General features: G+C 74.8%; 14 protein-coding genes and 1 pseudogene. 5 read left to right on the plus strand and 10 right to left on the minus strand.

Translation table 11 applies throughout. The features are described 5' to 3' along the window. Window positions 1–27: 27 nt before the first annotated feature. Together O2W53_RS04320 and O2W53_RS04325 are read left to right on the plus strand one after the other, a co-directional pair. Window positions 28–234, plus strand: coding sequence for a heavy-metal-associated domain-containing protein (locus tag O2W53_RS04320; protein WP_269161801.1), 207 nt, complete (start codon window positions 28–30; stop codon window positions 232–234). Then, window positions 231–2,501 carry a heavy metal translocating P-type ATPase gene (locus tag O2W53_RS04325; protein WP_269161802.1) on the plus strand — a complete coding sequence of 757 codons (2,271 nt, stop codon included), beginning with the start codon at window positions 231–233 and terminating at the stop codon, window positions 2,499–2,501. The genes O2W53_RS04320 and O2W53_RS04325 overlap by 4 nt, the downstream gene beginning before the upstream one ends. 28 nt (window positions 2,502–2,529) lie before the next feature. On the opposite strand, the gene O2W53_RS04330 is transcribed toward O2W53_RS04325, so the two are convergent. Then, window positions 2,530–3,150 (minus strand): TetR/AcrR family transcriptional regulator, encoded by a 621-nt coding sequence (locus O2W53_RS04330; RefSeq protein WP_269161803.1) that lies wholly within the window; start codon window positions 3,148–3,150, stop codon window positions 2,530–2,532. A 120-nt stretch (window positions 3,151–3,270) separates the two neighbouring features. Between O2W53_RS04330 and O2W53_RS04335 the strand changes: the two genes are divergently transcribed. After that, window positions 3,271–4,350, plus strand: coding sequence for an EAL domain-containing protein (locus tag O2W53_RS04335; protein ID WP_269161804.1), 1,080 nt, complete (start codon window positions 3,271–3,273; stop codon window positions 4,348–4,350). An 11-nt stretch (window positions 4,351–4,361) separates the two neighbouring features. Here O2W53_RS04335 and O2W53_RS04340 read toward each other — a convergent pair whose 3' ends face one another. The 3 genes from O2W53_RS04340 to O2W53_RS04350 are packed head-to-tail and all read right to left on the minus strand — an operon-like array spanning window position 4,362 to window position 6,926. Next, the gene (locus tag O2W53_RS04340; RefSeq protein WP_269161805.1) at window positions 4,362–5,105 is read right to left on the minus strand and encodes a phosphotransferase; all 744 of its coding nucleotides are present in this window, start codon (window positions 5,103–5,105) and stop codon (window positions 4,362–4,364) included. Further along, window positions 5,102–5,701 (minus strand): histidine phosphatase family protein, encoded by a 600-nt coding sequence (locus tag O2W53_RS04345; protein ID WP_269161806.1) that lies wholly within the window; start codon window positions 5,699–5,701, stop codon window positions 5,102–5,104. Before O2W53_RS04345 ends, O2W53_RS04340 begins: the two co-directional genes overlap by 4 nt. Then, window positions 5,694–6,926 carry an MFS transporter gene (locus O2W53_RS04350; protein WP_269161807.1) on the minus strand — a complete coding sequence of 411 codons (1,233 nt, stop codon included), beginning with the start codon at window positions 6,924–6,926 and terminating at the stop codon, window positions 5,694–5,696. Before O2W53_RS04350 ends, O2W53_RS04345 begins: the two co-directional genes overlap by 8 nt. A gap of 218 nt (window positions 6,927–7,144) precedes the next feature. Between O2W53_RS04350 and O2W53_RS04355 the strand changes: the two genes are divergently transcribed. Beyond that, window positions 7,145–7,999 carry an aldo/keto reductase gene (locus O2W53_RS04355; protein WP_269161808.1) on the plus strand — a complete coding sequence of 285 codons (855 nt, stop codon included), beginning with the start codon at window positions 7,145–7,147 and terminating at the stop codon, window positions 7,997–7,999. A 106-nt stretch (window positions 8,000–8,105) separates the two neighbouring features. After that, complete coding sequence (locus tag O2W53_RS04360; RefSeq protein ID WP_269161809.1) at window positions 8,106–9,260, plus strand: acyl-CoA dehydrogenase family protein; 1,155 nt, start codon at window positions 8,106–8,108, stop codon at window positions 9,258–9,260. 90 nt (window positions 9,261–9,350) lie between these two features. On the opposite strand, the gene O2W53_RS04365 is transcribed toward O2W53_RS04360, so the two are convergent. From O2W53_RS04365 to O2W53_RS04385, 6 genes and pseudogenes are all read right to left on the minus strand, one after another. After that, the gene (locus O2W53_RS04365; protein ID WP_269161810.1) at window positions 9,351–10,430 is read right to left on the minus strand and encodes an NAD-dependent epimerase/dehydratase family protein; all 1,080 of its coding nucleotides are present in this window, start codon (window positions 10,428–10,430) and stop codon (window positions 9,351–9,353) included. A gap of 29 nt (window positions 10,431–10,459) precedes the next feature. After that, window positions 10,460–12,265, minus strand: a complete 1,806-nt coding sequence (locus O2W53_RS04370) for a SpoIIE family protein phosphatase (RefSeq protein ID WP_269161811.1) — start codon at window positions 12,263–12,265, stop codon at window positions 10,460–10,462. A 38-nt stretch (window positions 12,266–12,303) separates the two neighbouring features. Further along, on the minus strand, window positions 12,304–13,149 hold the full coding sequence (locus O2W53_RS04375; protein WP_269161812.1) for an alpha/beta fold hydrolase: 846 nt from the start codon (window positions 13,147–13,149) through the stop codon (window positions 12,304–12,306). A gap of 56 nt (window positions 13,150–13,205) precedes the next feature. Further along, complete coding sequence (locus O2W53_RS04380; RefSeq protein ID WP_269161813.1) at window positions 13,206–13,430, minus strand: PCC domain-containing protein; 225 nt, start codon at window positions 13,428–13,430, stop codon at window positions 13,206–13,208. A gap of 82 nt (window positions 13,431–13,512) precedes the next feature. After that, window positions 13,513–13,650 (minus strand): annotated as a pseudogene (locus O2W53_RS23870) (PPC domain-containing DNA-binding protein); the annotation flags it as partial. A 5-nt stretch (window positions 13,651–13,655) separates the two neighbouring features. Further along, on the minus strand, window positions 13,656–13,886 hold the full coding sequence (locus O2W53_RS04385) for a hypothetical protein (protein WP_269161814.1): 231 nt from the start codon (window positions 13,884–13,886) through the stop codon (window positions 13,656–13,658). Window positions 13,887–13,999 lie beyond the last annotated feature (113 nt).

Here is a 13,999-nt window from a genome sequence, read left to right on the forward strand (position 1 = left end):
GACCCAGCTCCCGAGGAGAGAACCACCGTGCAGACCCTGGACTTCACCGTCACCGGCATGACCTGCCAGCACTGCGTCGCCTCCGTCACCGAGGAGGTCACCGAGCTCTCCGGCGTGCAGGAGGTCGACGTCGACCTGGCCACCGGCCGGCTGCGCGTCGTCGGCGACGTCACCACCGACCAGGTGCAGGCCGCCGTGTCCGAGGCCGGCGACTACACCGCCCAGCCGGCATGAGCGCCGGGCCCCAGGCGGAGCCGTCTGCAGCCGGGGGCCCGGCCGCCGGAGAAGAGGTCCGCCTCGACATCACCGGCATGACCTGCGCGAGCTGCGCCAACCGGATCGAGCGCAAGCTCAACAAGCTCGACGGCGTGCAGGCCAGCGTCAACTACGCCACCGAGGCCGCGACCGTCCGGTTCGACCCGGCCCGCGTCGACCCCGACCAGCTGGTGGCCACCGTCGCGGCCGCCGGCTACTCCGCCGCACTGCCGGCGCCGCCGGTCACCGAGGACGACGCCGGGGCCCCGGACGAGGTGGCCCGGACGCCGGAGACCGCGCTGCGGCAGCGGCTGCTGGTCAGCGCCGCGCTCACCCTGCCGGTGCTGGTGCTGTCCATGGTCCCGGCGCTGCAGTTCGACAACTGGCAGTGGCTCGCGCTCACCCTGGCCAGCCCGGTCGCGGTGTGGGGAGCCTGGCCGTTCCACCGCGCCGCGGTGGTCAACGCCCGGCACGGGGCCAGCACCATGGACACCCTGGTCTCGATCGGGATCAGCGCCGCGTACCTCTGGTCGCTGTGGGCGCTGTTCCTCGGCGACGCGGGGATGCCCGGCATGCGGATGGAGTTCACGCTCCTGCCCGAGCGCGGCGCCGGCACGCACGAGATCTACCTGGAGGTCGCCGCGGCGGTCACCGTCTTCCTGCTGGCCGGCCGCTGGGCCGAGGCCCGCGCCAAGCGCCGCTCCGGTGCCGCGCTGACCGCGCTGCTGGAGCTGGGGGCCAAGGACGCCGCCGTGCTGCGGGACGGGCGCGAGGTGCGGGTGCCGATCGGCCAGCTCGTCGTCGGCGACCGCTTCGTCGTCCGGCCGGGGGAGAAGGTCGCCACCGACGGCGTCGTCGTCAGCGGCAGCTCCGCGGTCGACCTGTCGATGCTGACCGGCGAGAGCGTGCCGGTCGAGGTCTCCGCCGGTGACCGGGTCACCGGTGCGACGGTCAACGTCGGCGGCCGGCTGGTCGTCGAGGCGACCCGGGTGGGCACCGACACGACGCTGGCCCAGCTCGGCCGGCTGGTCACCCAGGCGCAGAGCGGCAAGGCGCCGGTGCAGCGGCTGGCCGACCGGGTCTCGGCGGTCTTCGTCCCCGTCGTCCTGGTCATCGCGGTGGCCACCCTGGTCACCTGGCTGGTCGTGACCGGCGACGTCACGGCGGCCTTCACCGCCGCGGTCGCCGTGCTCGTCATCGCCTGCCCGTGCGCGCTGGGCCTGGCCACGCCCACCGCCCTGCTGGTCGGCACCGGCCGTGGCGCCCAGCTCGGCGTGCTGATCAAGGGCCCGGAGGTGCTGGAGAGCACCCGCCGGGTCGACACCGTGCTGCTGGACAAGACCGGCACCGTCACCACCGGGCAGATGAGCCTGGTGGAGGTCGCCGGGCACCCGGAGACGCTGCGGCTGGCGGCCGCGGTGGAGGCCGGCTCCGAGCACCCGATCGCCCGGGCGATCGTCGCCGCCGCCGGTGAGCTCCCCGAGGTCGAGGGCTTCGCCAGTCAGCAGGGGATCGGCGTGCAGGGGCGGGTGGACGGCCGGGACGTCGTCGTCGGGCGGGCATCGGCGATGCCCGGCCCGGTGCCGGCGGACCTGGCCGCGGTGGTCGAGCGGGCCGAGCAGGCCGGGCAGACCGCCGTGCTGGTCGCCGTGGACGGCGCGGTCGCCGGGGTCTGCGTCGTCGCCGACACCGTGAAGCCCACCAGTGCGGCGGCGATCGCACGGCTGCGGGAGCTGGGGCTCGCGCCGGTGCTGCTTACCGGTGACAACGCCGGTGCCGCCGCCGCGGTGGCCCGCTCGGTCGGGCTGGACCCCGACCGGGGCGAGGTCGTCGCCGGCGTGCTGCCCGCGGGCAAGGTCGACGTCGTCCGGGAGCTGCAGGCCCAGGGTCGGGTGGTCGCCATGGTCGGGGACGGCGTCAACGACGCGCCCGCGCTGGCCCAGGCCGACCTGGGGCTGGCGATGGGCTCGGGCACCGACGTCGCCATCGAGGCCAGCGACCTGACCCTGGTCCGGGCCGACCTGGACGCCGCGGTCGACGCCGTCCGGCTGTCCCGGCGGACCCTCGCGGTGATCAAGGGCAACCTGTTCTGGGCCTTCGCCTACAACGTCGCGCTGGTGCCGCTGGCCGCCCTGGGGTTCCTCAACCCGCTGCTGGCCGGGTTGGCGATGGCGGCGTCCTCGGTGCTGGTGGTCACCAACAGCCTGCGGTTGCGGGCCTTCCGGTCCAGCGCGCCGGCGGCCTGAGGCCGCCGGCGCGGGTCAGGAGGCCGGCTCAGGCGGTGCGGCGGGCGGTGACCAGCGGCAGGACGACGTCGGTCAGCACCTCGTCGGCGAACTCGGGGGAGACGGGCTCCCCGCCGAAGAGCCAGCGCTGCAGGATCGGCGAGCTCGCCGTCGAGGCGACCGCGGTGCCCAGCGCCGCCGGAGAGACCTCGCCGCGGGCCTCGGCCCGTTCCCACACCTGGCGGAACGCCGAGCCCCAGACCTCCATCGGGCCGCTGTGGAAGGCCTCGCGCAGCTCCGGCTCGTGCGGCAGCGCCGACAGCAGCGACAGCGTGGCCGCCCCCAGGGGGCCGTTGACCGCATCGACCAGCCAGTGCAGCAGGAGCCGGAGGTCGCCCTCGAGCGAACCGGTGTCGGGGGGCTCGATCGACGTCTGGCTCAGCTCGGCGACGGCGTCGGCGACCAGCTCGGACTTGGTCCGCCAGCGGCGGTAGATCGTGGCCTTGCCGACGCCGGCGGCCGAGGCGACGGCGTCCATCGTCAGGGCCGCGTAGCCGGACTCGGCCAGCACCTGCAGGATCGCCTGCCGGATGGCCCCGTCGCGGGAGGGGTCACGCGGCCGCCCGCCGCGACCGGGGCGTGGAGCATCGGCGGGGGTTAGGGGAGGCACACCTGGGACACTAGCCGAGTTGATCTTCGATGGCGTGTGACCTCCCCCGTGCTGGGGACGGGCAGGACCCGGCCCGCGCGCCTGCGTGTTCGTGGGGTCACCGTCGGTCATCCTGCAGCGGTGAACGAGCCTGTGGACGTCGTTCGTCCCTCCTGGGAGACCCCCCAGCGTGCCCGCCGGCTGCTGCTGGCCAGCACGCTCAGCCACGTGCTGCCCAGCATCTCCCGGATCGCCGGGGCCATGGGGCTGCGGATCGGCACCGCCCCCGGACTCCTGGACATCGTGGACGACGAGGGCGGCCGGCGGATCGACCGGCTGTTCCAGCGGCTGGCCCGGGAGCTGACCGCTGCCGAGACCGAGGCCGTCCGGGTGACCGCCGACCCGCCCAGCGACGGCGTCGCCCTGGCCACCCGGCTGCTCACCGCACCCACGCTCGCCGTCGAGCTGGCCCGCCGCGGGGTGACCGTGGAGATGGCGCTTCTCACCGACGCGGAGCTGTGGCCGGTGTACCAGCCGATCATGTCCCTCACGACCGGCGGGATGGTGGGCCACGAGGCGCTGCTGCGCGGCCGGGTCGACGGGCGCGAGGTCGGCGGCGGCGACCTGTTCTTCCTCGCCGAGCGGGCCGGCTGGCTGCGTCGGCTGGACCGGGTGGCCCGGGAGGCCGCCATCCGCGGCGCGGCCGGGTGGCTGGGCAGCGCGGACCTCTACGTGAACTCCGACCCGGCGGCGGTGCACCGGCCCTCGGTGTGCCTGGCCAGCACCGAGCGGGCGGCGCACGACAGCGGCATCGACCCCCGGCAGCTGGTGTTCGAGGTCGTCGCCTCGCACGCGGTGATCGACCACGAGCACCTGCTCTCGGTGCTCGAGCACCACCGGTCGCTGGGCTGGCGGGTCGCGCTGGACGACGTCGGCGTCGGCTGGTCCAGCCTGGCGCTGGTGAGCGTGGTGCGCCCCGACGTCGTCAAGCTCAGCAAGACCCTGGTCTCCCGGCTGCAGGAACCCGGTGCCCAGGCCATCGCCCGGGCGCTCACCGAGCTGACCCACCTGCAGGGCGGGGTCGTGGTGGCCGAGGGCATCGAGTCCGAGCGGATCGCCGACCAGGCGCGCGCGGTGGGGGCCGACCTGGGTCAGGGCTGGCTGTTCGGCCGCCCGGTGCGCCCCGAGCCCGAGGCCGAACCGGAGCTCGTCTTCGCCTGAGGGGGGCCGGTTCAGCCCAGCGCCGCGGCCCAGTCGTCGGTGTGGGCGGCCAGGTGGTCGGCTGTCCGCTGCCAGTACGGCCCGTCCTCGGTCCAGATGCGCGCCCATGGTCGCCGGCCGTTCGCCGCCCCGGAGCGGAGCAGCTCGACCATCGCCGTCACCCGGCGGTGCAGCATCGGCACCAGTGCTGCGCGCCCGGCGTCGTCCAGGCCGTAGCCGTCCACGACCGCACGCAGCCGCGGCAAGGTGGGTGCGAGCGGTCGGTCCGCCCGCAGAGGCACCGCGGTCTGCGCCGTGTAGGCCAGGTCCCACAGCCGTGAACCGGGTCCGGCGGCGTCCCAGTCGATCAGCGCCCACCCGGCCGGTCGGCGTACCAGGTTCCACGGCGCCGGATCGTGGTGGACGACGAGGTCCTCGCGGTCGGCGGGGATGGCGGTCTGCCACACCGCGTCCGGAGGTGGGGTGAAGTCAGCCGCGGCGTCGTGGAAGTCGCGCAGCAACCGCCCGACCGCGCCCAGGTCCGTGGTGCTCCACCGGGGATCGGGAGAGCCGGCCTCGCCAGCGAGGAACTGCAGCACCTGTCGCCCCTGCTCGTCGCGCCCGAGCGGGCGGGGCGCGCCAGGGAAGCCCACGGCGTGCAGGTGCGCCAGGAGGGCGTCGACGGAGTCGGTCCAGGGCCCGGCCGGGCGGCGGACGGTGTCGCCCACGCGCACCACGCCGCTGCTCGCGTTGGTCGGCAGCGGCTCCTCGGTCACGGGCAGCCGGTGTTCCAGCCGGTCAGTGCCTGCCACTCGTGGTCGAACCCGAGCGTGCCGTACCGGCCGGTGGCGAGGGGGAGCAGTGCGCCCTGCTCCGGGCCGAAGCCGATCCAGCGGGCGGCGAGGACCCGCAGCACGTGGCCGTGCGCCACGAGGGCGACGTCCCCGTCGGCCAGCAGCGGGCGGGCCTTCTCCAGCACCCGGTCGACCCGTTCGGCCACCTGCGCCAGCGTCTCGCCCGGGGTCTCGCCGGGGATCGTGCCGTCGTGCCACAGCGACCACGAGCGGCCGACCCGCTCGCTGATCTCCGGCGTCGTCAGCCCCTCCCAGCCGCCGTAGTCGACCTCGACGAGGTCCGGCTCCAGCTGGGCGTCGATGCCGCCCTCGAACAGCCCGGCGAGCTCGGCGGTGTGCCGGGCCCGGATCAGCGGGCTGACGAAGGCGTGCGTGATCTCCCGCTGCCCGAGCACCGGGCGCAGCCGCCGGCCGTCGTCCTCACCGTGCGGCAACAGCGGCAGGTCGGTCAGGCCGGTGTGCTGCCCGCTCGCGCTCCACTCGGTCTGCCCGTGCCGGACGACCACCAGCTCACCCACGACGTTCCTCCCCTGCGGGGACCGGTACCGGTCCCGCCTCGCTTGCTGCCTCGGTCCGGCCACCGGCGGATGCCGTGCCGGCCACGGCCATGACGATCACAGACCCCAGGATGACCAGCAGCGGCGCACTCCAACCACCGCTCGCCTCGTGCACGGCGCCGATCACCAGGGGTCCGGTCGCGGCCACGACGTAACCGCCACCCTGCACCATCGCCGAGAGGCGGCGGTTCTCGGTCAGGTCCTGGGACCGGCGCACGATCGCGATGAAGACCACGGTGATGCCACCGCCCTGGGCGATCCCGGCCAGCGAGCACCACAGGGCCCACAGCGACGGGGCGGTCAGCAGCCCCAGCGGCAGCGCCGCCCAGACGACGGTGACCGCCAGCAGCACCATGGACGGGCGCTTCCACCAGGCCACCAGCGCCGGGACGGCGAAGGCGCCGACCACGGCGAACACCTGGAACAGCGCGGAGCTGGCCCCGGCCGCCGCCCGGGTCATCCCGTTCACGTCGGCCAGCAGGGTGGGCAGCCAGGCGGTCGCCCCGTAGTAGCTGAACGCCTGGCCGGCGAACGCCAGCGTCAGGCCCCAGGCCGCCGGCTGTCGCCAGACCGAGCGACCGGGCGCGACCGGTGCCGGCGGAGGCGGTGCGGTGCCCGCCGCCTCGGCCGCGGCGGTGCGGGCGACCTGCTGGCGCAGCGCGGCGGTCCAGACGGTGGCGGCGACGACGACCAGGAGCCCCCAGGCGGCCAGTGCCACCTGCCAGCCGACCAGGTCGGCGAGTGGGGCGGTGAGGGCGGAGGTGAGCGTGGAGCCGATGTTCAGCGCCGCCGTGTAGGCAGCGGTGACCACGTTGGTGGCGCCGGGGAAGTCGCGGCCGATGACGACCGGGACGACGACGTTCCCGACCGTGATGGCCAGGCCGATGACGACGGTGCCCGCGATCGCGGCAGTGGGGCTGCCGAGTGAGCGCAGCAGCGTGCCGGCGAGCACCCCGGCCATCGAGACGACGACCGCGCGGTGGACCCCGGTACGGGCGATCAGCAGCGACGCCAGCGGGGCGGCCAGCCCGAAGCAGAGCACCGGGATGCTGGTCAGCAGCCCGATCGTGCCGGTGGAGACCCCCAGGTCGGCCCGCATGGCGTCGACCACGGGGGCGATCGCCACCAGCGGCCCGCGCAGGTTCAGTGCGACCAGCACCACCCCGGCCAGCAGGAGGAGCGGCACGGCCGTCGTCCCGGCCCGCCCCCTCGGTCGCGCCAGGCCGCTTCGTTGCACCGGTCCACCTTCCTCCAGCTGCAGGTGCCGGTCGACGGCGGGGGACGGCGGGTGGCACCGGTCACAGTCGGGTGACCCGGGAAGGGTCGACGACCGGAACACCTTGTGCACAACGAGTCCCGCAGGCACGGCCGCGGGCACCGGACACCCGATGCGCAGGAGGACCCATGACCACCGCCACCAACCCGCTCACCTTCGACCTCGGTGGGGACCTGACCGTCCACCGCCTCGGCTACGGCGCCATGCAGCTGACCGGCCCCGGTGTCTGGGACCAGCCGGCCGACCGCCCGGGCGCGATCGAGGTCGTGCGGGCCGCGATCGAGGCGGGGGTCGACTTCATCGACACCGCCGACTCCTACGGTCCGCAGGTCAGCGAGCAGATCATCGCCGAGGCCGCGTTCCCGTACCCCGACGGGCTCGTCATCGGCACCAAGGCGGGCCTGACCCGGACCGGCCCCGGCGTGTGGCCGGTGTGCGGGCGCCCGGAGTACCTCACCCAGCAGGTCGAGCTCTCGCTGCGCAACCTGAAGGTCGACCGGATCGACCTCATCCAGCTGCACCGGATCGACCCGCAGGTGCCGCTGGCCGACCAGCTCGGCGCCTTCGCCGACCTCAAGGAGCAGGGCAAGGTGCGGCACATCGGCGTCTCCGAGGTCTCCGTCGACGAGCTGAAGGCGGCCCGCGCGATCACCGAGATCGTCAGCGTTCAGAACCTGTACAACCTGACCAACCGGCAGTCCCAGGACGTGCTGGAGTACGCCGAGGCCGAGGGCATCGCCTTCATCCCGTGGTTCCCGATCGCCACCGGTGACCTGGCCAAGCCCGACAGCCCGGTCGCGGCCGTGGCGGAGGAGCTCGGCGCCACCCCGTCGCAGGTCGCGCTGGCCTGGCTGCTGCAGAAGTCCCCGGTCATCCTGCCGATCCCGGGCACCAAGTCGGTCGACCACCTGACCGAGAACCTCGGCGCGGCCCAGCTCACCCTCTCCGCCGACGAGATGGCCCGCCTGGACGCGCTCGCCTGACGGAGGACCCCGTCCTCCTCGTCCCTCGCACGCTCGGGGCGAGCCTCTGGACGGGGCCGTGGACCCCCGGTCGCGCTGTGCGCGGCCGGGGGTTCAGCATGTCGGCATGGACAACGATGTCTTCCGCCAGGTCAAGGACGCCGTCCGCCAGCTGGTCCGGGAGGTGGTCGTCCCCCGCGAGGAGGAGATCGACCTCGACGACCGGATCCCCGACGAGCTGCGCAGCGCCGCCGCGGAGATGGGCCTGTTCGGCTACGCGCTGCCCGAGGAGCACGGCGGCCTCGGCGTCACCATGAGCGAGGACGTCCAGCTGGCCTTCGAGTTCGGCTACACGACCCCGGCGTTCCGGTCGCTGTTCGGCACCAACAACGGCATCGCCGGACAGGTGATCGCCAAGTTCGGCAACGAGGAGCAGCAGAAGACGTACCTGCCCCGGCTGGCGGCCGGTGAGCTGATCGGCTCCTTCGCGCTCACCGAGGCCGAGGCCGGCTCCGACCCGGCCGGGCTGCGCACCGCCGCCCGCCGGGACGGCGACGGGTGGGTGATCAGCGGCGGGAAGCGCTACATCACCAACGCGCCGATCGCCGACCTGTTCGTCGTCTTCGCCCGTACCGACCCGGCCGAGCGCGGTGGCCGCGGCATCTCCACCTTCGTCGTGGACGCGACCGCCCCCGGGGTCACCGTCGGCCCGAAGGACAAGAAGATGGGCCAGTCCGGCGCCTGGACCGCCGAGGTGTTCTTCGACGACGCCCGGGTCGACGCCGGTGCGCTGATCGGCGAGGAGGGCCGCGGCTACGCCAAGGCGCTGACCGTGCTCTCCCGCGGCCGGCTGCACATCGCCGCGCTCTGCGTGGGGATGGCGCAGCGGGTGCTCGACGAGTCGGTCGCCTACGCCGCCACCGCGAAGCAGGGCGGGGCGCCGATCGGCCGGTTCCAGCTGGTGCAGGCGATGCTCGCCGACATGCACACCGAGCTGCTGGCCGCCCGCAGCATGGTCATCGACGTCGCCGCCCGTTACGACTCCGGCGAGGACACCTCCGTCGGCCCCTCGGCGGCGAAGCTCTTCTGCAGCGAGATGGTCGGCCGCGCCACCGACCGCGCCGTGCAGGTGCACGGCGGGCTGGGCTACCTGCGGACGACACCGGTCGAGCGCTTCTACCGCGACGCCCGCCTCTACCGGCTCTACGAGGGCACCAGCGAGGTGCAGAAGGTGATCATCGGCAACGCGCTGCTCCGCGCCGCCGGCATGCCCCGCACCTGAACGTCGACACTCTCGCGCCGTTCCCGCCGCTCCTCCGCTGCCGCAACGGCGGGGGAGCGGCGGGAACGCCGCAGGAGTGACCGGTATCAGCTACGCGGGCGTGTGCTCGGGGCCGGTGCCGGGGTGCAGCAGCGGGCCGGTGTGACCCTGCCCCGTGCTCAGTGCGGCCACGAACTCGCGCAGCAGGTCGCCGCCGTTGTGCCGGGCCCGCCAGTCCAGCTCGATGCGGGCCCTGGTGGTGTCCAACGGCGGCACCCCCATCCCCAGGTCCAGCCAGCCCGGCTCGATCTGCAGCAGGTGGGCGAGGAAGGCCGCCTGCATGCCGGTGCGCAGCACGACCGCCGGCACCGGCACCCGCCGCGCGCCCAGCGCGCCGGCCAGCCCGTCGGCGTCGAAGTTGGGCGGGGCCGTGAGGTTGAACGCGCCCGGTGCCCGGCGGTCGATGATCCGGGAGATCGCGTCGGCGACGTCGTCGGCGTGCACGAACCCGAGGTGCAGGGAGCTGGGCAGCGGCAGGGGGAGCAGCTTGGCCACCGCGCCGGGCAGGGCCCGCGCGGCCGGGAAGAAGACCGGGCCGAGGAAGTACCGGCCGATCTCGCTGGCCGCGTCGGGCTGCAGCACCAGCGTCGGGCGGGTCACCGAGACGGTGACGTCAGGGTGCGCTGCGTCGAAGTCCCGCACGAACTGCTCGCACTGCACCTTCTGCCGGCTGTACTGGGAGCTGGGGACGCCGGTGGCGGGCCAGTCCTCGCCGACCGGGTGGGTCTGCGGGCCGGCGGCGTACGTGCCGATCGAGGACATGTGCACCACGTGCCGGACGCCGGCGGCACCGGCGGCGGCGAGCACCCGGCGGGTGCCCTCGATGTTGACGGCGTGCAGCACGTCGGGCTCCCGGTCCGGGATCAGCGCCCAGGCCAGGTGCACGACGACGTCGACGCCGTCGAGGAACTCGGCCAGCACCGGCTCGCTGTCCGGGGAGCCCAGGTCGGCGCGGAACCACCGCACCCCGGCGTAGGGCTCGGTCTCCGGTGGGCGGCGGCGGGCCAGCCCGCGCACCTCGGCCACGCCGGTGTCGGCGAGGGCGCGCAGCAGCGCCGTCCCCACGTTGCCGCTCGCGCCGGTGATCGCCACGGTCATGCCCGGGAGGAGTCCGCTGTTCAGCTCAGCCATGCCCCGGCGCTACCCGCGCGACCCCGTCGTCACCCGTCGCCGGTCGAGCGGGCCGGACCGGGAGGGCGCGGTCGGTCCTCCGGGTGGAACCGCACCGCGATCAGGGCCACGTCGTCGGTGACGTCCGCGGGCACCAGCCGGTCCAGCAGGGTGTCGCACAGCTCGTCCACCGGCCGCTGCCCCAGGTCGGCGACCGCGGCCTGCAGCGCGGCCAGCCCCTCGTCCAGGTCCGCCCCGCGCCGTTCGATGAGGCCGTCGGTGTACAGCAGCAGGGTGGCGTCGTCCGGCATCGCCGCCTGGTGACCGGTGCGGGCGACGTCGGCCTGGACGCCGAGCATCAGGTCGGGCCGGGTGTCCAGCACCGTGCTCGTGCCGTCGGGGGCCAGCAGCAGCGGCGGGGGGTGGCCGGCGCTGGCCCAGCGCAGCAGGCGGGTCGTGCTGCCCGGCAGGTCGGGCCGCCGCTCGATCCGGGCCAGCAGGGCGGTGGCGAGGGTGCTGACGTCGAGCCCTCGCGCGGTCCGCTCGGCCCGGCGCAGGACCGCGGGCAGGTCGCCGTCGTCGTCGTAGGCCAGGGCGCGCATCAGCCCGCGCCACTGGCCCATCGCCGCGGCCGCGCGGCTGTCGTGCCCGACGACGTCGCCGATCACCAGGACCGTGGACCCGTCGTGCTGCAGGAACGCGTCGTACCAGTCGCCGCCGACCTGGGCGCCGTGCGCGGCCGGCTGGTAGCGGACGGCGACGTGCAGGTGGTCGGGCTCCGGTGGCGGGGTGAGCAGCGCCTGCTGGAGCCGGTCGGACAGCGCCCGCTCCTGGGCCGCCTGCTCCTCGAGCCGGCGCAGCTCGGCTGCCTGCGCGGCGGCGGCCCGCCGGTCGGTGAGGTCGCGGAAGGAGACCACGACACCGGTGACGGCGCCGTCCTCGACCGTGGGCACGGCGACCAGCTCGACCGGCACCGGGGTGCCGTCACGGCGCCAGAACACCTCGTCGTCGGCGACCACCGGGACACCGGTGCGCAGTGCCCGCCAGGTGGGGCACTCCTCGCGCGGGTAGGGGGAGCCGTCGCGGCGGTGGCGGTGGATCAGCGCGTGCTGCTCACCGCCGAGCTGCTCCTCCCGGCTGTGGCCGGTGATCCGGATGGCCGCCGGGTTGACGAACTCGACCCGGCCGTCGGTGTCCAGCCCGTAGATGCCGTCGGCGGTGTTGGCCAGCACCTTCTCCGACAGCTCGAGCGCCCGGGACAGCTGCGCCTCGACCGCGCGGAGGTGGGCGAGGTCGGCCGAGCGGGCCGCGTCCAGCCGGCGCAGCGCCTCGGCCTCCTCCTGCGCGGCGGTGGCCTGGGCGGCGGTGCGGGCGGCGGCCAGCCGGTCGGTGACGTCCGTGCCGTTGGGCAGGAGGTAGACGGTCCCGGTGGCCTGGTCCTGGACCAGCTGCAGGGTCAGGTCCAGCGTCCGCTCGCTGCCGTCGGCCTGGAACCAGGGGGTCTGTGCGCGCACCGGGGCGCCGCCGGCCGCCACCTCGGCGCACCAGGCGCGGACCCGCTCGGCCACCGCGGTGCTCCCGCTCCACCAGCCGGTGGCCCAGAACGGCCGACCGACCTCCTCGGCCGGGGTCAGGCCACTGCCCTCGAAAGCCTGCCGGTTGGCGGCGAGCAGGGTGCCGTCGGTGCGGCAGATCGCGAGCAGGGCGAGGCTCGTGTCGTCCAGGGCGTGGAACCAGGCCGGCGCGCCGCCCACGGCGACAGCGCCGTCGGCCGGTGGGCTGGGCTGGGGGATGTCGATGAAGGGCTCCTGGTCCGGGTGGGGGTGTGACTGTCGGCTGCTGCTCAGGACGAGCATGCCGGGACCCACCGACGAACGGTGCGGACGGGGGCCGGTCAGCGGGGCGGCGTCCCGGCCGTGCGCACGTGTGCGGTGACGAGCTCCGCGGTCCGCTCGGCGGCGAGTTCGGGGATCCAGTGGCCGACGTCCTCGAGTACCTCCAGCGCGTACGGGGCGGCGACGAACGAGGCGCTCGCCTCGGTCGCTGTCCGGCCCAGGAAGGGGTCGCGGGCGCCCCAGAGGTGCAGGGTGGGCACCCGCACCGTGCCCACCGGTGCACCGCCGGCGAGTGGCAGCGCCCGGTACCAGTTCAGCGCGGCGGTGAGCGCGCCCGGCTCGCGCATCCGCTCGACGTAGCGGTCCACCAGCTCGGCCGGCAGCCCGCCCTGGCGCAGCGTCCGGCGCAGCACCGCGCCGCGGCCGGCCAGCAGCACCGCCTCCGGGACGGCGGGCAGCTGGAAGAACCCGACGTAGGCCGACCGCACCCCCTGGTCGCTGTGGCCCAGCGCCTGGCTCATCGCCGCGGGGTGCGGCACCGACAGGGCGGTCAGCGTGCGCACCCGCCAGGGGTGCCAGGCCGCCAGCGCCCAGGCCGCGATCCCGCCCCAGTCGTGGCCGACGACGTGCGCGCTGGGCAGGCCGGCGGCGTCCAGCATCGCCAGGACGTCGTCGACGACCGTCCGCAGCCGGTAGGCCGAACGCCCGCTCGGCCGGGCACCGGGGGAGTACCCGCGCTGGTCCGGGGCGAGCGTGCGCAACCCGGCCGAGTGCAGGGCCGGGCTCAGCCGGTCGAAGGCACCGGCGTCCTGCGGGAACCCGTGCAGCAGGACGACGGGCTCGCCGTCCGCCGGCCCGGAGTCGCGGACGTCGAAGACGAGGTCGCCGTGGCGGAAGGTGTCCATGCCCGGCTCACTGCCCGCTCCGCCGCCGCCTCACGCCGGGTCGCCGAGTCAGGCCCTCAGGAGGCGTCCGGGTCGATCAGCGCCAGGCCGGAGGCCGGGTCGTGCCGGCGCTGGAGGTGCCTTGCGCCGGTGGTGACCACCAGCTCGAGGGTCGGGCGGGTCACCGCACGCAGCAGGTGCCCGCCCACGGTGGACCCGTCCCGCCGGCCGCATACCACGTGCGCGTGGACCTGCCAGCCGCCTTCGCCGTCCCGGGTGATGTCGCCTGCCAGGGTCAGCACCTCCACCTTGGTCGGGCACCGGGATCTCGGCGTGCTCCTGCTCGTCGAGGTCGTAGTACCCGAGGGTCGCCGAGGGGAAGGCGCCGATCCCGGTGAAGGAGCTGCCCGGCAGGTCGTTCTGCTCGGCCCAGCCGGTGAGCCCGCCCACGACCTCGTCGTCGGTGTCGAACACGACGGCGTGCTGCCGGGGCGGACCGTCGGTGAGCAGCTTCGTCCGCATCGGGGTCAGCTGCCCAGGCGAGCCTTGAGCATGGCCTTGCCCTGCTCGCCGCCCTTGCGGCTCTCGCTCTGCGCCTTGCGGAAGAACTCCGCCAGCTCGGAGTCGCCTGCGCGTTCGGCGTCCTGGACGTAGGCCTCCAGGCGCAGTGCGTTATCCAGGCTGGCCTGGGTGAACCAGAGCAGGTTGTAGTCCTTGTCAGCGGTGCCGGTGACGTTGCCGGTCTCGTTGCTGGTCATGGCGTGGTCCTCCGTTCCGTTGGTGATCTGGACCACTCATCCCTACCCCGAGATCTCCGCACGATCAACTGACCGCGGTCGGCCCGATTCCGGGCCCGTCGTCGTTTTCCGTC

Origin of the sequence: Modestobacter sp. VKM Ac-2978 (genome assembly GCF_026968025.1) — a bacterium.
Taxonomy (GTDB): Bacteria; Actinomycetota; Actinomycetes; order Mycobacteriales; family Geodermatophilaceae; genus Modestobacter.